This is a genomic window from Bacillus sp. CR71, assembly GCF_003429245.1.
Lineage (GTDB): Bacteria > Bacillota > Bacilli > Bacillales > Bacillaceae_G > Bacillus_A > Bacillus_A thuringiensis_S.
In genome coordinates this window covers 4,223,399-4,241,404 of sequence record NZ_CP031748.1, presented here as the reverse complement: position 1 = coordinate 4,241,404, position 18,006 = coordinate 4,223,399, and the positions used below count along the sequence as shown (strand labels likewise).

Below are 18,006 nucleotides of genomic sequence, written 5' to 3'. Positions count from 1 at the left end.
TCATATAATATAGTACGTAGGTGTAAAGTAAGCAAGGGGAGTGATCTTGGATGATTGAATGGTATTTTGAATATGAAATACATAAAAACCGACCTGGCTTGCTTGGTGACGTTTCTTCGTTAATCGGTATGCTCGGCATTAATATTGTCACAATTAATGGTGTAGATAATGCACGACGTGGGTTACTTCTTATGTGTGATAATCAAGAGCAAATCTCTAGACTTGAATCAATTTTAAATACGATGGATAACATAACGGTAACGAAATATCGTCCGCCCAAGCTAAGAGATAAGCTAGCGGTTAGGCATGGTAGGTACATACAACGAGATGCAGATGATAAGAAAACATTTCGATTTGTGCGTGATGAATTAGGCTTACTTGTAGACTTTATGGCAGAAATTATGAAAAAAGAAGGCCATAAACTAATTGGGATACGCGGAATGCCTCGTGTCGGAAAAACAGAATCCATTGTTGCTGCAAGTGTTTGTGCAAATAAAAGGTGGTTATTTGTATCATCTACTCTTATTAAGCAAACTGTTCGTAGTCAATTAATTGAAGATGAGTATAGCGATGACAATATTTTCATCCTAGATGGAATTGTGTCAACGAAGCGTGCCAACGAAAGACATTGGCAGCTCGTTCGTGAAATTATGAGATTGCCTGCAACGAAAGTTGTGGAACATCCTGATGTATTTGTGAGTCAGTCAGAATACACATTGGATGATTTTGATTATATTATCGAGTTGCGTAACGATTATGATGAAGAAATTCAATATAATTTAGTAGATGAAATTGAGCAAGGTACGCAAAATAATTTCTCTATGTTTGACTTTTAAAGAAATATTGAGGTGTTAGTAGTGACGGAATTGGGACAAAAGCTGAAAGAAGCAAGAGAAGCGAAAGGCTTGTCTATTGATCAGCTGCATGAAATTACAAAAATTCAAAAACGCCATCTAGTGGCAATTGAAGAAGGCAATTATGATGTATTGCCAGGAGCTTTTTATGCGCGTGCATTCATTAAACAATACGCAGATGCTGTTGGATTAAATGGAGAGGAACTGCTTGTAGAACATCAGAGTACGATACCACAATCTGAAAGGCGTGAAGTTCCACAAGTATCAACGGGACAAAAAACACAAGAAACAATGCAAAAATCTTCATCATGGCCAGTTGCAGATCACATGCCGAAAATCTTAGTTGCGCTGTTAGTAATCGCGGTTGGAGTCGTAATCTGGTTTGTGTTTCAAGCGTTAACTGGAAAAGATGATGAAAAAGTTCCGAGTGCTCAAAGTGAGAAAATTGAAGTTCAAAAAGCGAAAGATTCTCCATTAGATACGAAGAAAGCGGAAGAGCCAAAGAAAGAAGAGCCAAAGAAAGAAGAACTAAAGAAAGAAGAACCAAAGAAAGAGGAGCAGCCAGCACCACCAACTGGACAGCAAGAAGTGAAAGTAGTTGGAACAACTGGTAAGGTATCTACTTTGGAAATTCATAATAATAAAACGTTAGAATTGGAAATTTCAGCGAAGGGTGCAAGTTATGTAGATGTTAAGGATGATGCGGGTAATGAAATTCTAAACACTACAGTACAAAGCGGTCAAACAGAGAAACGCGATGTATCAACATTAAAAGAAGTACGACTTAATATTGGAAGTGCACCGAATGTTGAAATTAAACTGAATGGCCAAGTGCTTGCTTTCCCGTTAGATCCACAAAAAGAATATCACCAAAGATTGGTGATTAAAAACCAAGGGATAGAGCAACCTGCACAATAACAGTCATCGCTTCGATGACTTTTTTTTCGATGAACAAATGTTTTTGATATGATGGAGGAATAGCTGTGAATTTACCAAATAAAATTACAATATCTAGAATCTTCTTAATTCCAATTTTTATGGTAATTATGTTAGCGCCCTTTGATTGGGGTTCATACAAAATTGGTGATGTTGATTTGCCAATTCAACATTTAGTAGGGGCACTTATCTTTATCATTGCTTCAGCTACAGATTGGATTGATGGACATTACGCAAGAAAGTATAATCTTGTAACGAATTTAGGAAAGTTTCTTGACCCATTAGCTGATAAATTACTTGTTTCAGCAGCACTTATTACATTGGTAGAGATGCAATATGTACCGGCTTGGATTGTTATTGTAATTATCAGTCGTGAGTTTGCTGTAACAGGTTTACGTCTTGTACTTGCTGGAACAGGGGAAGTAGTTGCGGCAAATCAGCTAGGGAAAATTAAGACATGGACACAAATTATTGCGATTGCAGCATATTTATTACACGATGTACCTTTAAATTTAATCCATATTCCAGTTGCTGATATCTTCATATGGATTGCATTAATCTTTACTGTTATTTCAGGATGGGATTATTTCTGGAAAAATAGAGCTGCTTTTGTAAACTCAAAATAGAAGTTTATGGGGGAATTAGGATGAATGCTGAGATTATTGCGGTTGGAACTGAATTATTACTTGGACAAATTGCAAATACAAATGCCCAGTTTTTATCTGAAAAGTTAGCTTCAATTGGAATTAACGTGTACTATCATACTGTTGTTGGTGATAATAATAAGCGACTGCAAAAGGCGATTGAAGCTGCGGAAGAACGTGCTGATATACTTATTTTTACAGGTGGATTAGGACCGACAAAAGATGATTTAACGAAAGAAACGATAGCGGCTAGTTTAGATGAAGCGCTTGTGTATGATGAAAAGGCATTAGCCTTAATAAGTAATTACTTTAAGCGTACAGGCCGTGAATTTACGGAGAATAATAAAAAGCAAGCGCTCGTCTTAAATGGAGCAACAGTATTTGCAAATGACCACGGTATGGCGCCTGGTATGGGGGTAAATAAGAACGGAAAAGTTTATATTTTATTACCAGGGCCGCCAAAAGAAATGAAACCAATGTATGTAAGTTACGTGGAGCCTTTTTTACGTAATTTTACAACAGGAGAAAACATTTATTCCCGTGTGCTTCGTTTCTTCGGTATCGGGGAGTCCCAATTAGAGGTGAAAGTTCAAGATTTAATTGATGGACAAACAAACCCAACAATCGCCCCGCTAGCAAATGATGGAGAAGTGACATTACGTTTAACCGCTAAGCATCAAAATGTTAGCGAAGCGGAGAAACTAATTCAACATGTGGAAGATTTGATTTTAGAAAGGGTAGGAGAATTTTTCTACGGATATGACCAAGAATTTTTGCATTATAAGGCAATCGAGTTATTGAAGAGAAAAGGGTTAACTTTAGCATGTGCAGAAAGTTTAACAGGTGGTCTTTTTGGAAATCAAGTAACTGAAAATGCTGGTGTTTCTTCTGTATTTAAAGGCGGTGTCATTTGTTATCATAATGATGTGAAGCAACATGTATTGCGTGTGCCTGAAGAAGTGTTGCATACTGATGGTGCAGTTAGTAAAGAATGTGCTCGTTATCTTGCTGAAAATGTTAAGGATTTATTAAAAGCGGATATCGGAATTAGTTTCACTGGGGTAGCAGGGCCAGATGCTTCAGAACAGAAAGAGCCAGGAACAGTATTTGTTGGATTGGCGATTAAAGGTGAACAAACTGCAGTTTTTCCTCTTAATTTAAGTGGAAGTCGTCAACAAATTAGAGAACGCTCGACAAAATATGGATTTTATCATTTATATAAAAAGCTAGAAGAGATATAAGTTTCTTCTAGCTTTTTTTATAGTTAAATTACGTATTTATGTAATGGAAAATAAAAAAATCGAATAAATGTTCGATTTTTGTTGGCAAATTGAATTGAAAATAGGTATAATAAGATTAGCAATTCAGTTAAGGAGGAATTTTGAATGAGTGATCGTCAAGCGGCATTAGATATGGCGTTAAAACAAATAGAGAAGCAATTTGGTAAAGGTTCAATTATGAAATTAGGAGAACAAGCGGAACGTAGAATTTCTACAATTTCAAGTGGTTCTTTAGCACTTGATGTGGCATTAGGGGTAGGCGGATACCCACGTGGCCGTATTATCGAAATTTACGGACCTGAAAGTTCAGGTAAAACGACAGTTTCATTACATGCAATTGCAGAAGTACAACGTCAAGGTGGACAAGCAGCATTCATCGATGCGGAGCACGCAATGGATCCTGTATATGCACAAAAATTAGGCGTTAACATAGATGAATTACTATTATCACAGCCTGATACAGGGGAGCAAGGATTAGAAATCGCGGAAGCTCTTGTACGAAGTGGTGCGGTTGACATTATCGTAATTGACTCTGTAGCAGCTCTTGTACCGAAAGCAGAGATTGAAGGCGACATGGGTGACTCACACGTAGGTTTACAAGCACGTTTAATGTCACAAGCACTTCGTAAGCTTTCAGGAGCAATCAACAAATCAAAAACAATTGCAATCTTTATTAACCAAATTCGTGAAAAAGTTGGGGTTATGTTCGGAAACCCAGAAACAACTCCAGGTGGTCGTGCGTTGAAATTCTATTCAACTGTCCGTCTTGAAGTGCGTCGTGCGGAGCAATTAAAGCAAGGTAACGACATCGTTGGTAATAAAACAAAAGTAAAAGTAGTGAAAAATAAAGTAGCGCCACCATTCCGTGTTGCTGAAGTTGATATTATGTACGGAGAAGGTATTTCAAGAGAGGGTGAAATCTTGGATATGGCTTCTGAGCTTGATATCGTTCAAAAGAGCGGTGCTTGGTATTCTTATAATGAAGAACGTTTAGGACAAGGTCGTGAAAATTCGAAGCAATTCTTAAAAGAGAATACGGACTTAAGAGAGGAAATTGCCTTCTTTGTTCGTGATCATCACGGAATTGGTGAAGATTCTGGTGTGGAAGACACGGAAGATGCAACTCTTCAAGATTAAAAAATAAAAGACACGGGTCCCGTGTCTTTTATTTTTTTACCTTCTATTAAAGGGGTATCTATCGTAGTGGTTAAAATATTTTTTTGACTCAAATGGGATGTGTAAAGAGGAATATTCATACGTTTTAAGGGAATAAAATGGTATTTACTAAGGTTTTCCAGGATAGTATGCTATCAATTTTTCAAATTCAGATAACATTAAGGACTGAAGGTAAAGAAAGTAAAAGTAGACAACGCTTGACAATGAAAATTACGATAGATACAATGAGAATGTATATTTTTTCTTATATACGATATACTCTTCTCAAGAAGAGAAGTAATATTCGGAGTAAGGTTTAAATCTTACCGAAATAATAATATGACATTTTAATTGTGAAATGAAGAAAGTCCCTTAAAAAAGCGGGACGACGGTCTTTGCTGTATATTGTAATTTAATGTACATGCCGACAGTCTTTTTTCATTCATAGCAAGGGGAGGTGAAATCATGAGTAGTACAGTTTGGATACTCATCTCCATTTTGCTTGCAACAACAGTCGGTGCAGTTGTTGGCTTTTTTGTTCGAAAGTCTATTGCTGAAGCGAAGATTAATGGTGCGGCTAATGAAGCGAAACGTATTTTAGACGAAGCGAATCGTGAGGCTGAAGCACTTAAGAAAGAAGCGCTTTTAGAAGCAAAGGATGAAATTCATACACTTCGTACAGAAGCTGAATTAGAAATTCGTGACCGTAGAAGCGAATTACAAAAACAAGAAAATCGTTTAATGCAAAAAGAAGAGAACCTTGATCGTAAAGACGAAACGCTCGATAAACGCGAGCAGCAGTTAGAGAAGAAAGAGGAATCTCTTGTAGCGAGACAACAACAGATTGAAGAGTTGGAAAGCAAAGTGGGAGAGTTAGTTCAAAAGCAACAAACAGAATTAGAGCGCATTTCCAATCTGACACGCGAACAAGCGAAAGCAATTATTCTTGGTAAAGTAGAAAATGAAGTTTCTCATGAAATCGCTGTTATGGTAAAAGAAAGTGAAGTTCGCGCGAAAGAAGAAGCGGATAAGAAAGCAAAAGAGATTTTATCTCTTGCAATGCAAAGATGTGCAGCTGATCATGTTGCTGAAACAACCGTTTCGGTTGTAAATCTTCCAAATGACGAAATGAAGGGACGTATTATCGGGCGTGAAGGTCGTAATATTCGTACGTTAGAAACGTTAACGGGTATTGACTTAATTATCGATGATACACCAGAGGCGGTAATTCTTTCTGGATTCGATCCAATTCGTCGTGAAACAGCTCGTATCGCTCTTGATAAACTAGTACAGGACGGACGTATTCACCCAGCGCGTATTGAAGAGATGGTCGAAAAATCAAGACGTGAAGTGGACGAGTATATTCGCGAAGTCGGAGAGCAAACAACGTTTGAAGTGGGTGTTCACGGATTACACCCAGATTTAATTAAAATTTTAGGTCGTTTAAAATACCGTACAAGTTATGGACAAAACGTCTTAAAACACTCTATGGAAGTTGCATATTTAACTGGACTTATGGCAGCAGAGCTTGGTGAGGATGAAAAACTAGCAAGACGTGCTGGTCTATTACATGATATCGGAAAAGCGATTGACCATGAAGTAGAAGGTAGCCACGTTGAAATTGGTGTTGAACTCGCAACGAAATATAAAGAGCATCCTGTAGTTATAAACAGTATCGCATCTCACCATGGTGACACAGAACCAACTTCTATCATTGCAGTTTTAGTTGCAGCAGCAGATGCTTTATCAGCTGCAAGACCGGGAGCTCGTAGTGAAACGCTTGAAAACTACATTCGTCGTCTTGAAAAGTTAGAAGAGATTTCAGAGTCTTATGAAGGCGTTGAAAAATCATTTGCAATTCAAGCAGGACGTGAAGTTCGTATTTTGGTAAAACCAGATACAATCGATGACTTAGAAGCTCATCGTTTAGCTCGTGATATCCGAAAACGTATTGAAAATGAACTGGATTACCCAGGACATATTAAAGTAACTGTTATTCGTGAAACACGTGCAGTGGAATACGCAAAATAAAGTGGTGAAACACCACTTTATTTTTTTGTGTTGGAATTGGATAAAATAAAGACAGTTAGTTATATAGCGTAAAAGTGAAACAAACTTATAATAAACATATTATAAGGAATTTCCTTAATGCTATAGCAATAAAAAATGCAGTACATAGAAAGGGTAAGACATATGAGAATATTATTTGTTGGGGATGTAGTAGGATCTCCTGGTAGAGGTATGATTCAACAATACGTACCGGCATTAAAGAAAAAATATACACCTACAGTAACAATTATTAATGGAGAAAACGCAGCAGGTGGCCGTGGGATTACAGAAAAAATATATCGAAACTTTTTAGAGTGTGGGGCACAAGCAGTTACACTTGGAAACCATGCTTGGGATAATCGTGAAGTATTTGAATTCATCGATGATGCAAAATATCTTGCAAGACCAGCTAACTTCCCAGAAGGAACTCCAGGAAAAGGACTTATCTTTGTGAACTGTAATGGAACAGAAGTTGCAGTTATTAACTTACAGGGGCGTACTTTCCTTCCTCCGATTGATTGTCCATTCCGTAAAGTGGATGAATTAATTAATATTGCGAAAAAACGTACGAATATTATCTTTATTGATTTCCATGCGGAGACTACAAGTGAAAAACAAGCGCTAGGTTGGTATGTAGATGGACGTGCTACAGCAGTAGTAGGTACGCATACGCATGTCCCTACAGCGGATAACCGTATTTTACCAAGCGGAACGGCATATATTACAGATGTTGGGATGACAGGGCCATATGATGGAATTTTAGGTATGGACCGAGAAGCAGTATTGAAGAAGTTTTTAACGAACTTACCGGTACGATTTGAAGTAACAAGTGGTAGAACGCAATTAAGTGCAGTGTTAATTGATGTGGATCCAAATACAGGAAAAGCAAAGAAAATTGAGCGCATTTTAATTAATGACGATCAACCATTTTTTGAGTAAATTTCCGTTAAATTTTAGATAAGTTATTATATTTTAATTTTTTAGAAAAATTACGAAAATTTAGCAGGAATACGCGCCATTCCTCGTGAATATAAGTTAAAGTGAAATAATTGCTAATACTTTTTAAAGAAACGAGGAGGAAACGCGGAATGGAAATATTAAAAGTTAAAGCAACGTCGGTCCCTAATTCTGTAGCTGGTGCACTTGCAGGTGTTATTCGCGAACGCGGAACAGCAGAAATTCAAGCTATTGGTGCAGGTGCATTAAACCAAGCGGTAAAGGCAGTAGCAATTGCAAGAGGGTTTGTAGCGCCTAGTGGTTTGGACCTAATTTGTATCCCAGCGTTTACAGATATTATGATTGATGGCGAAGAGCGTACAGCAATAAAATTAATTGTAGAACCTCGTTAAGTTTAAACAACCTGTTTGCAGTATGCAAACAGGTTGTTTTTATAATGGAGGAATGAAAATGAAAATTTTTGATGCTCATTGTGATGTGCTCTTTCAGTTATGGAGTGCAAAGGGAAAAAAGAATTTTAAAAACGATCCGCAATTACATATTACATTTCAACAGTTAAAGGAAAGACAAGGAAGTATACAATGTTTTGCAATATATGTGCCAGAAACAGTGACGTATGAAAAACGATTTGAAGCGGCATTACAAATGATAGATATTTTTTATAATGAAATTCTATCGCTACCAGGTGTGAGATTTATCCGAACGAAAGAGGATATAAATAGATTAAAACAAGACGAGGTTGGCGCGCTATTAACGTTAGAAGGGTGCGAAGCAATTGGCAAAGAAGCGATGAAATTACGTTTGTTTTATCGGTTAGGTGTACGTTCTTTCGGATTAACATGGAACTATGCGAATTTGTTAGCTGATGGGGCGCTAGAGACGCGTGGAGCAGGTTTAACTACTGTTGGTAGACAAGTTGTACAAGAGTTGAATACTTTGCAATTATGGACGGATCTATCACATTTAAATGAGAGAAGTTTTTGGGATGTGATAGAAATTGCAAATAACCCAATTGCATCCCACTCAAATTGTTATAAACTGTGTGAGCATCCACGCAATTTAAATGACGAACAAATTAAAGCGCTTATACAGAGAAATAGCATAATCGGTGTTACTTTTGTACCGCAGTTTCTAACAAGTGAAAGACAAGCAAATATAACAGATATAGTAAAACATATCGAATATATTTGCTCGCTAGGTGGAGAAAACAATATAGGGTTTGGTTCAGATTTTGATGGGATTGTAGATACGGTTGTCAATGTATCTGCCTACCGAGATTATGAAAATGTCATGAATGAGCTTTATAAATACTATGCTGCATCTACTGTAGAAAGATTTTTATATGATAATTTTGTTGAACATATGAGTTTTTAAGTTTTTGGTTTAAAATTCAGAATAATTAAAATTAATTCATTTGATTTTATTGCTTTTTTTAAGACCTAATACTAGAATGAAAAACAAAATAGCTTTATACTAAAGATTCAGGGAAATCAGAAGAGGCATAATTTGCGTCCGTTGTAGTTTATTTGCATAAAAAATGCTAAACTATTACTGTAAAAAAATACACTACAATGAATGCAGCCAAAAGGGGTGTAGGAGATGATTAGTCAACTTTCATGGAAAGTTGGAGGCCAACAAGGTGAAGGAATTGAAAGTACAGGAGAAATCTTCTGTATTGCATTAAACCGATTAGGATATTACCTATACGGTTACCGCCACTTCTCATCACGTATAAAAGGCGGCCATACAAATAATAAAATTCGTGTAAGTACAACAGAAGTACGAGCGATCTCAGATGATTTAGATATTTTAATTGCTTTTGACCAAGAAACAATTGATTTTAACTTCCACGAACTACGTCCAGGTGGAATTGTAGTTGCGGATGCGAAATTTAATCCAACAATACCTGATAATACAGATGTAAATCTATATGTGATACCGTTTACAGATATTGCTTCAGAATTAGGCACATCATTAATGAAAAACATGGTTGCTGTTGGAGCATCAAGTGCAGTATTAGGATTAGACGAAACAGCTTATTTAGATGTTGTTGAAGAAATCTTTGGTCGTAAAGGAGAGCAAGTCGTTCAAAAGAATATGGACGCAATTAAACGCGGCTCTCAATATATGAAAGAATTACTAGGTGAGAAAGTAAACATGATGCAGCTTGAAAAAGCTGATGGTAAAAAACGCATGTTTATGATTGGAAACGACGCAATCGCATTTGGTGCGGTAGCTGGTGGTGCTCGTTTTATGTCAGCATACCCAATCACACCTGCATCAGAAATTATGGAATACTTAATTAAAAAATTACCGAAAGTCGGCGGAACAGTAATCCAAACTGAGGATGAAATCGCAGCTTGTACAATGGCAATCGGTGCAAACTATGCTGGTGTTCGTACATTAACTGCATCTGCTGGTCCTGGTCTTTCATTAATGATGGAAGCAATCGGTTTAGCAGGTATTACAGAAACTCCATTAGTAATTGTTGATACACAACGTGGTGGTCCAAGTACGGGATTACCAACGAAACAAGAACAGTCTGACTTAATGGCGATGATTTACGGTACGCATGGTGAAATTCCAAAAATCGTAATGGCGCCAAGTACAGTTGAAGAAGCTTTCTATGACATTGTAGAAGCATTTAACTTATCTGAAGAATATCAAGTTCCTGTTATTTTCTTAACAGATTTACAGCTTTCGTTAGGAAAACAAACAGTAGAACCACTTAAATTAGATAAAGTGGAAATTCGTCGTGGTAAGCTTGATTTAGAAGCGGAATTACCAGAACGTGAAAATAAAGCATACTTCAAGCGTTATGAAGTAACTGAAGACGGCGTTTCACCGCGTGTTTTACCTGGTATGAAAAATGGTGTTCACCATGTTACAGGTGTAGAACATGATGAAACTGGAAAACCATCGGAATCAGCAATAAACCGTAAAGATCAAATGGACAAACGTTTCCGTAAAATGGAAAACTTGAAGTTTAATACCCCTGTTTATAAAAATGTTAAGCATGAAGAAGCAGACGTATTGCTTGTTGGATTTAACTCAACTCGTGGTGCGATCGAAGAGGCAATGACGCGTTTAGAACAAGAGGGTATGAAAGTAAACCATGCTCATGTACGTTTAATTCACCCGTTCCCAACAGCTGAAATCGATCCACTTGTGAAAAAGGCGAAGCGTGTTGTAGTAGTAGAAAACAATGCAACAGGTCAGCTTGCTAACATTATGAAAATGAATCTTGGTAATGGTGAGAAAATTTCTAGTCTTTTAAAATATGATGGAAACCCATTCTTGCCGAAAGAGATTTACAACGAATGCAAAAAAGGGGTTGTATTAAATGGCAACATTTAAGGACTTTCGTAACAGTGTAAAGCCAAACTGGTGCCCAGGTTGCGGAGACTTCTCAGTGCAAGCTGCAATTCAACGTGCGGCAGCTAACGTTGGTTTAAATCCAGATGAACTTGCTGTTATTTCTGGTATTGGCTGTTCAGGCCGTATTTCAGGTTATATTAATTCATATGGTGTGCATAGTATTCATGGTCGTGCCCTTCCGATTGCACAAGGTGTAAAAATGGCAAATCGTGATTTAACAGTCATCGCTTCAGGTGGTGATGGTGATGGATTTGCGATTGGTATGGGACATACAATCCATTCTATTCGTCGTAATATCGATATTACGTACATCGTAATGGATAACCAAATTTACGGGTTAACAAAAGGGCAAACTTCACCACGTAGTGAAGCTGGATTTAAAACGAAAAGCACACCGCAAGGTTCAATTGAACCATCACTAAATGTAATGGAAATGGCTTTAACAGCTGGTGCGACATTTGTGGCGCAAAGCTTTTCGAGTGATTTAAAAGAATTAACACAAATTATTGAAGCTGGTATTAACCATAAAGGATTTTCATTAATTAACGTATTTAGCCCATGTGTTACTTACAATAAAGTAAATACCTACGATTGGTTTAAAGAGAATTTAACGAAACTAAGCACAGTAGAGGGATATGATCCATCTAATCGCATGATGGCTATGCAAACTTTAATGGAAAATAACGGTTTAGTAACAGGTTTAATTTATCAAAATACTAAGCAACCATCATATCAAGAACTTGTTAAAGGCTATAGTGAAGAGCCTTTAGTGAAATCTGATTTAAATATGGATCAGAAAATGTTTGATGAGCTTGTTGCTGAATTTATGTAATATAAGAAGAGGAGGTTGCCATGTGGCAACCTTTTTTTATTAGAAAAATATAGGGTAGTCTTATTTACTTAGAAAATTCAGAATGGTAAAATAATATATAAATCGTTGTATGAAAATGGCAAGTTCATTGCTTATGAAATGTAAGATAATAAAGGGCCTCTGTATTGTTAAAATTGGCGAAACAGGTCATACTATGGTAATGTTTATAGGGATAAAGCAATATGCTTTTGGGTAGGACAACAAGAAATAATAAAAAGGGAATGTCTATTTGCGTGGGGAAGACTTCATTCTTATGAATGATTAGATTGATTACTCAAGTTTCAAAGGACAAGTTATCTCTCAAGCTATCTAACCATTTTTGAGGTGAGTCTAGGCGCATTAAAATGGACTATAGAGTGTGTATAGTTAAGGGTGAAAGGAGATTACCGATGAACGAGCAACAACGATTAGCAAGTCAACAAGCAAATTCCTCTACGAAAAAAGAAGAGAAAGATTATAGTAAATACTTTGAAAGTGTATATCAACCACCTTCCTTAAAGGATGCGAAAAAGCGAGGGAAAGAAGAAGTTAAAATTGAACGGGATTTTGGCTTACCTGAAGAGTTTCGCAATTTTGGTACAGGAAGAAAGTTCTATATTCGTACATATGGTTGTCAAATGAATGAGCATGATACGGAAGTAATGGCAGGTATTTTCACAACGCTTGGATATGAACCAACTTTTTCGACTGAGGATGCAGATGTAGTTTTATTAAATACTTGTGCAATTCGTGAAAATGCTGAAAATAAAGTGTTTGGTGAACTAGGCCATTTAAAGTCACTAAAGCGAAGAAATCCGGACCTTTTAATTGGTGTATGTGGTTGTATGTCTCAAGAAGAATCTGTTGTAAATAAAATTATGCAAAAAAATCAGCATGTAGATATGGTATTTGGAACGCATAATATTCATAGATTACCGTACATTCTAAAAGATGCGATGTTCTCGAAAGAGACGGTAGTTGAAGTATGGTCAAAGGAAGGCGACGTAATTGAAAACCTTCCGAAAGTACGTCGTGGTGATATTAAAGCTTGGGTAAATATTATGTATGGCTGTGATAAGTTCTGTACGTATTGTATTGTACCGTATACGCGCGGAAAAGAGCGGAGCAGACGTCCAGAAGATATTATCCAAGAGATTCGTCATTTAGCTGCGAATGGTTATAAAGAAATTACATTACTTGGACAGAACGTAAATGCATATGGTAAAGACTTTGAAGATGTAGAATACGGTCTTGGTGATTTAATGGACGAACTTCGTAAAGTTGATATTGCCCGTATTCGTTTTACAACGAGCCATCCACGTGATTTCGATGATCACTTAATTGAAGTGCTTGGCAAAGGTGGCAACTTAGTAGAACATATCCATTTACCAGTTCAATCTGGAAGTACAGATATGCTGAAAATTATGGCGCGTAAATATTCACGTGAGCATTATTTAGAACTTGTAAGAAAAATTAAAGAAGCAATTCCAGATGCAGTATTAACAACAGATATTATCGTTGGTTTCCCAAATGAAACAGATGAGCAATTTGAAGAAACGATGTCGTTATATCGTGAAGTAGGATTTGATACTGCCTTTACATTTATTTATTCTCCTCGCGAAGGTACACCAGCTGCAAAAATGAAAGATAATGTACCTATGGAAGTGAAGAAAGAACGTCTTCAACGCTTAAATACACTAGTAAATACGTTGGCAATTGAAAAGAATAGTCGTTACAAAGGTCAAATTGTAGAAGTGTTAGTTGATGGGGAAAGTAAAAATAATCCGGAAGTACTTGCAGGTTATACTCGCACGAATAAACTTGTAAACTTCGTCGCTTCAAAATCTTTAATTGGTCAGCTTGTGAAAGTAAAAGTAACGGAAGCAAAAACTTGGTCTCTTAACGGGGAATTAGTTGAAGAGCCGATTGAGGTGAAATAATAGATGAAAGTATATTCGAAAGATGACATTGTTGAACAAGCAAAAGAATTAGCAAAAATGATTTCTGAAACAGAAGAAGTTGATTTTTTTAAGAAAGCAGAGGCGCAAATTCATAAAAATGAAAATGTAAAGCGCGCAATCGATGAAATTAAAGCACTGCAAAAACAAGCAGTAAACTTGCAGCATTACGGGAAGTGGGAAGCTTTAAAAAAGGTAGAAGCTGAAATTGATGCATTGCAAGATAAGTTAGACAGTATTCCAGTCGTACAAGAATTTAAATCTTCACAAACATATGTAAATGACTTATTACAGTTAGTTGCTAGTACAATTTCTAACAACGTAACAGATGAAATATTAATTTCAACTGGTGGCGATGTACTTAAGGGTGAAACTGGCGCAGCGGTAGAAAGTAAAAAAGGAAATTGTGGTTGTTAAAGAGATGTCATATTGACATCTCTTTTTTTTAGTTGATTAAACGTAAGTTCTTCTCAAAAAAAGAATGACACATTCCGCTATTGTCACGCATATGATTAAGTGAATAGTGATTGAGGAGGGTTACGAATGTCCGAATTTAGAGAGATTATTACAAAAGCAGTGGTTGGAAAAGGACGTAAGTATACAAAGTCAACGCATACATGTGAATCGAATAATGAACCAACAAGTATTTTAGGGTGCTGGGTAATTAACCACTCGTACGAAGCAAGAAAGAATGGGAAGCATGTGGAAATTGAAGGTTTCTATGATGTGAACACTTGGTATTCATTTGATGGAAATACAAAGACTGAAGTTGTAACAGAACGCGTGAACTACACGGACGAAGTAAGCATTGGTTATCGTGATAAAAACTTTTCTGGTGACGATTTAGAAATTATTGCTCGTGTTATTCAGCCACCAAATTGTTTAGAAGCGCTTGTATCACCAAACGGTAATAAAATTGTTGTAACTGTAGAACGTGAATTTGTAACAGAAGTAGTTGGAGAAACGAAAATTTGTGTAAGTGTAAATCCTGAAGGCTGCGTAGAATCAGATGATGATTTCCAAATTGCTGATGATGAATTTGAAGAATTAGATCCGAACTTTATCGTTGATGCAGAAGAAGAGTAATAGAAAGCTAGGGAGAAGTTCTTCCTAGCTTTTTACTTTACATAAGTGGCGCTGAATGAACATGATTCTTTATGAAATATGTTATAATGAAGATAGACTCCTGAAATAGGAGATATGGATGTCCGTGAAATGTGACATATATGAAAATTGATTACTATGTAAGAATTATGGAGGAAAAGTATGACGCAATATACCCCTATGATACAGCAATATTTAAAGGTTAAGGCAGACTATCAAGATGCCTTTTTATTTTTCCGATTAGGCGATTTTTATGAAATGTTCTTTGAAGATGCCGTTAAAGCAGCTCATGAACTTGAGATTACATTAACGAGCCGAGATGGTGGCAGTAGTGATCGTATACCGATGTGCGGTGTACCGCATCATGCAGCTAAAAACTATATTGAACAACTTGTTGAAAAAGGATATAAAGTTGCTGTTTGTGAGCAAGTGGAAGATCCAAAAACAGCTAAAGGTGTAGTGCGCCGTGAAGTAGTACAACTAATTACGCCAGGAACGATGATGGAAGGGCGTACAATTGATGAGAAAGAAAACAACTTCTTAGCCGCATTAACACATTTTGAAGATGGATCATATGCTTTAGCTTGTAATGATTTAACGACTGGACAAAATACAGTAACGTTATTGACTGGTTCAGTAGAAGATATTTTATTGGAAGTGTATGCAACTGGTTCGAAAGAAATTGTTGTAGATTCTTCATTTTCTAAAGATGAATTAAATAAATTAACTGAAACGTTAAAAATGACAATTTCATATGAAGATGCAACGGCAATTCCTGAAGGATTAGAACATCTTGTGAAAAATGTTTCGCAAGCAAAGTTAATTAAAGCAATTGGACGCTTATTTAACTATGTGATAAGAACGCAAAAACGTTCATTAGATCATTTACAACCTGTAGAAATTTATTATACGAATCAATTTATGAAAATTGATGTGCATTCAAAGCGAAATTTAGAGCTGACGGAAACACTTCGAACGAAAGAAAAAACAGGATCATTATTATGGCTATTGGATAAAACAAAAACAGCTATGGGTGGTCGTATGTTAAAACAGTGGATGGAACGTCCACTTATTCAGAAAGAAAAAGTTGAAGAGCGTTTAGAAATGGTTGAAACATTTGTAAATGATTACTTCTTACGTGAAGATTTAAAAGAAAAATTAAAAGAAGTATATGATTTAGAACGTTTAGCAGGAAAAGTTGCATTTGGTAATGTCAATGCACGGGACTTATTACAGTTAAGACGATCTTTACTTCAAGTACCAGCTATTTTAGAAGCGATTAGTTTGTTAGATAATGCTTATGCAGCAAGGTTAATTCAAGGCGCGGATCCATGTGAGAGCTTAACTGAATTACTAGGAAGAAGTATTCAAGAAAACCCACCGCTTTCTATTAAAGATGGAGATATTATTAAAGACGGTTATAATGACAAGCTTGATCAATATCGTTACGTTAGTAAAAACGGAAAAACGTGGATCGCTGAGCTTGAAAAACGAGAGCGTGATATTACAGGAGTTAAATCGTTAAAAATCGGGTACAACCGTATTTTCGGCTACTACATTGAAGTGACGAAGGCGAATCTTGCAGCACTTCCAGAAGGCCGCTACGAACGAAAACAAACGCTTGCTAATGCTGAACGTTTCATTACAGATGAACTGAAAGAAAAAGAAACGTTAATTTTAGAAGCAGAAGAAAAAATTGTACAACTAGAATACGATTTATTTACAGCGCTTCGTGAAGAAGTAAAAGTATTTATTCCGAAATTACAACATTTAGCAAAAGTAATTAGTGAATTAGACGTACTGCAAAGTTTTGCGACAGTTAGTGAAGAAGAACAGTTTGTAAAACCTGTACTAACAACGAAGCGTGAAATCTTTATTAAAGATGGTCGTCATCCTGTCGTTGAAAAAGTATTGAACGGGAAATTGTATGTACCGAATGATTGTATTATGCCAGAGAAGATGGATGTCTTTTTAATTACAGGACCGAACATGTCTGGTAAAAGTACGTATATGAGACAGTTAGCACTTGTAACGGTTATGTCACAAATTGGTTGTTTCGTACCAGCGACAGAAGCAGTATTACCTGTATTTGACCAAATCTTTACGAGAATTGGTGCAGCAGATGATTTGATTTCAGGTCAAAGTACATTTATGGTCGAAATGTTAGAAGCGAAAAATGCAATTGCAAACGCATCAGAAAGAAGTTTAATTTTATTTGATGAAATTGGACGAGGTACATCTACGTATGATGGCATGGCACTTGCACAGGCAATCATTGAACATATTCATGACCAAATTGGGGCAAAAACGTTATTTTCTACACATTATCATGAATTGACTGTGTTAGAAGAGAGTTTAGATCAACTGAAAAATGTACACGTTTCAGCAATTGAAGAGAATGGTAAAGTAGTATTCCTTCATAAAATTCAAGATGGAGCAGCAGATAAAAGTTACGGAATCCACGTTGCGCAACTTGCAGAGCTTCCAGATAGCTTAATTGCCCGTGCGAAAGAAGTGTTAGCACAACTAGAAGGACAAGAAGAAATTATTATTCCAAAGCGTGTAGAAGTGAAAGTGCAGGAGCAAGAAGTTATTCCAGAACCTGTAGTTGTAAAAGAAGAGCCAGTAGAAGTACTAGAGGCGAAAGTAGAGACTGAGGAAGAATCACAACTATCTTTCTTTGGAGGAGAACAGTCTTCGAAGAAACAAGACAAGCTTGCGTTAGATCAAAAAGAAACAGCAGTACTGGCGCAAATTAAAAAAATTGATTTACTTGATATGACGCCTTTAGAAGCGATGAACGAACTGTATCGCTTACAGAAAAAGTTAAAGAAAGGATGA

15 protein-coding genes are annotated in these 18,006 nt (G+C 36.5%); all 15 read left to right on the top strand.

Annotated features, from left to right (window positions below):
* Positions 1–50 precede the first annotated feature (50 nt).
* The 15 genes from DOS87_RS21140 to mutS all read left to right on the top strand — a co-directional run bounded on the left by DOS87_RS21140 (position 51) and on the right by mutS (position 18,006).
* On the top strand, positions 51–836 hold the full coding sequence (locus DOS87_RS21140; RefSeq protein WP_000574107.1) for a DUF3388 domain-containing protein: 786 nt from the start codon (positions 51–53) through the stop codon (positions 834–836).
* A gap of 21 nt (positions 837–857) precedes the next feature.
* Positions 858–1,772, top strand: a complete 915-nt coding sequence (locus DOS87_RS21135) for a helix-turn-helix domain-containing protein (protein ID WP_000137465.1) — start codon at positions 858–860, stop codon at positions 1,770–1,772.
* A 65-nt stretch (positions 1,773–1,837) separates the two neighbouring features.
* Positions 1,838–2,416: a CDP-diacylglycerol--glycerol-3-phosphate 3-phosphatidyltransferase gene (pgsA, locus tag DOS87_RS21130; protein WP_001052967.1), complete on the top strand. Its 579-nt coding sequence runs from the start codon at positions 1,838–1,840 to the stop codon at positions 2,414–2,416.
* Positions 2,417–2,436: 20 nt separating this feature from the next.
* Positions 2,437–3,675, top strand: coding sequence for a competence/damage-inducible protein A (locus tag DOS87_RS21125; protein WP_000990684.1), 1,239 nt, complete (start codon positions 2,437–2,439; stop codon positions 3,673–3,675).
* Positions 3,676–3,819: 144 nt separating this feature from the next.
* Complete coding sequence (gene recA, locus DOS87_RS21120) at positions 3,820–4,851, top strand: recombinase RecA (RefSeq protein ID WP_001283853.1); 1,032 nt, start codon at positions 3,820–3,822, stop codon at positions 4,849–4,851.
* 483 nt (positions 4,852–5,334) lie between these two features.
* Positions 5,335–6,900 (top strand): ribonuclease Y, encoded by a 1,566-nt coding sequence (gene rny / locus DOS87_RS21115; protein ID WP_000099770.1) that lies wholly within the window; start codon positions 5,335–5,337, stop codon positions 6,898–6,900.
* 162 nt (positions 6,901–7,062) lie between these two features.
* A complete protein-coding gene (locus DOS87_RS21110) occupies positions 7,063–7,857 on the top strand; it encodes a TIGR00282 family metallophosphoesterase (RefSeq protein ID WP_001221092.1) in 795 nt (264 codons plus the stop codon).
* Positions 7,858–8,006: 149 nt separating this feature from the next.
* Positions 8,007–8,267 carry a stage V sporulation protein SpoVS gene (spoVS, locus tag DOS87_RS21105; protein WP_000404341.1) on the top strand — a complete coding sequence of 87 codons (261 nt, stop codon included), beginning with the start codon at positions 8,007–8,009 and terminating at the stop codon, positions 8,265–8,267.
* A gap of 22 nt (positions 8,268–8,289) precedes the next feature.
* The gene (locus tag DOS87_RS21100; RefSeq protein WP_003309838.1) at positions 8,290–9,249 is read left to right on the top strand and encodes a dipeptidase; all 960 of its coding nucleotides are present in this window, start codon (positions 8,290–8,292) and stop codon (positions 9,247–9,249) included.
* 225 nt (positions 9,250–9,474) lie between these two features.
* Positions 9,475–11,232, top strand: coding sequence for a 2-oxoacid:acceptor oxidoreductase subunit alpha (locus tag DOS87_RS21095; RefSeq protein ID WP_000625417.1), 1,758 nt, complete (start codon positions 9,475–9,477; stop codon positions 11,230–11,232).
* Positions 11,219–12,085 (top strand): 2-oxoacid:ferredoxin oxidoreductase subunit beta, encoded by an 867-nt coding sequence (locus tag DOS87_RS21090; RefSeq protein ID WP_000190155.1) that lies wholly within the window; start codon positions 11,219–11,221, stop codon positions 12,083–12,085. Before DOS87_RS21095 ends, DOS87_RS21090 begins: the two co-directional genes overlap by 14 nt.
* A gap of 428 nt (positions 12,086–12,513) precedes the next feature.
* Positions 12,514–14,043, top strand: a complete 1,530-nt coding sequence (gene miaB, locus DOS87_RS21085) for a tRNA (N6-isopentenyl adenosine(37)-C2)-methylthiotransferase MiaB (protein WP_001005392.1) — start codon at positions 12,514–12,516, stop codon at positions 14,041–14,043.
* A gap of 3 nt (positions 14,044–14,046) precedes the next feature.
* Positions 14,047–14,478 carry a YlbF/YmcA family competence regulator gene (locus DOS87_RS21080; RefSeq protein ID WP_000870460.1) on the top strand — a complete coding sequence of 144 codons (432 nt, stop codon included), beginning with the start codon at positions 14,047–14,049 and terminating at the stop codon, positions 14,476–14,478.
* 126 nt (positions 14,479–14,604) lie between these two features.
* Positions 14,605–15,147 carry an outer spore coat protein CotE gene (cotE, locus tag DOS87_RS21075; protein ID WP_001288799.1) on the top strand — a complete coding sequence of 181 codons (543 nt, stop codon included), beginning with the start codon at positions 14,605–14,607 and terminating at the stop codon, positions 15,145–15,147.
* Positions 15,148–15,327: 180 nt separating this feature from the next.
* Entirely contained in the window at positions 15,328–18,006 is a 2,679-nt protein-coding gene (mutS, locus tag DOS87_RS21070) for a DNA mismatch repair protein MutS (RefSeq protein WP_000195990.1), read from the top strand.

What these genes read in the sequence shown, in the direction of transcription:
- recA (WP_001283853.1), top strand. Translation starts at nt 3,820, where the DNA reads ATGAGTGATCGTCAAGCGGCATTAGATATGGCGTTAAAACAAATAGAG.
- DOS87_RS21100 (WP_003309838.1), top strand. Translation starts at nt 8,290, where the DNA reads ATGCAAACAGGTTGTTTTTATAATGGAGGAATGAAAATGAAAATTTTT.
- DOS87_RS21090 (WP_000190155.1), top strand. Translation starts at nt 11,219, where the DNA reads ATGGCAACATTTAAGGACTTTCGTAACAGTGTAAAGCCAAACTGGTGC.
- DOS87_RS21095 (WP_000625417.1), top strand. Translation starts at nt 9,475, where the DNA reads ATGATTAGTCAACTTTCATGGAAAGTTGGAGGCCAACAAGGTGAAGGA.
- spoVS (WP_000404341.1), top strand. Translation starts at nt 8,007, where the DNA reads ATGGAAATATTAAAAGTTAAAGCAACGTCGGTCCCTAATTCTGTAGCT.
- DOS87_RS21080 (WP_000870460.1), top strand. Translation starts at nt 14,047, where the DNA reads ATGAAAGTATATTCGAAAGATGACATTGTTGAACAAGCAAAAGAATTA.
- mutS (WP_000195990.1), top strand. Translation starts at nt 15,328, where the DNA reads ATGACGCAATATACCCCTATGATACAGCAATATTTAAAGGTTAAGGCA.
- DOS87_RS21125 (WP_000990684.1), top strand. Translation starts at nt 2,437, where the DNA reads ATGAATGCTGAGATTATTGCGGTTGGAACTGAATTATTACTTGGACAA.
- rny (WP_000099770.1), top strand. Translation starts at nt 5,335, where the DNA reads ATGAGTAGTACAGTTTGGATACTCATCTCCATTTTGCTTGCAACAACA.
- cotE (WP_001288799.1), top strand. Translation starts at nt 14,605, where the DNA reads ATGTCCGAATTTAGAGAGATTATTACAAAAGCAGTGGTTGGAAAAGGA.
- miaB (WP_001005392.1), top strand. Translation starts at nt 12,514, where the DNA reads ATGAACGAGCAACAACGATTAGCAAGTCAACAAGCAAATTCCTCTACG.
- DOS87_RS21140 (WP_000574107.1), top strand. Translation starts at nt 51, where the DNA reads ATGATTGAATGGTATTTTGAATATGAAATACATAAAAACCGACCTGGC.
- DOS87_RS21110 (WP_001221092.1), top strand. Translation starts at nt 7,063, where the DNA reads ATGAGAATATTATTTGTTGGGGATGTAGTAGGATCTCCTGGTAGAGGT.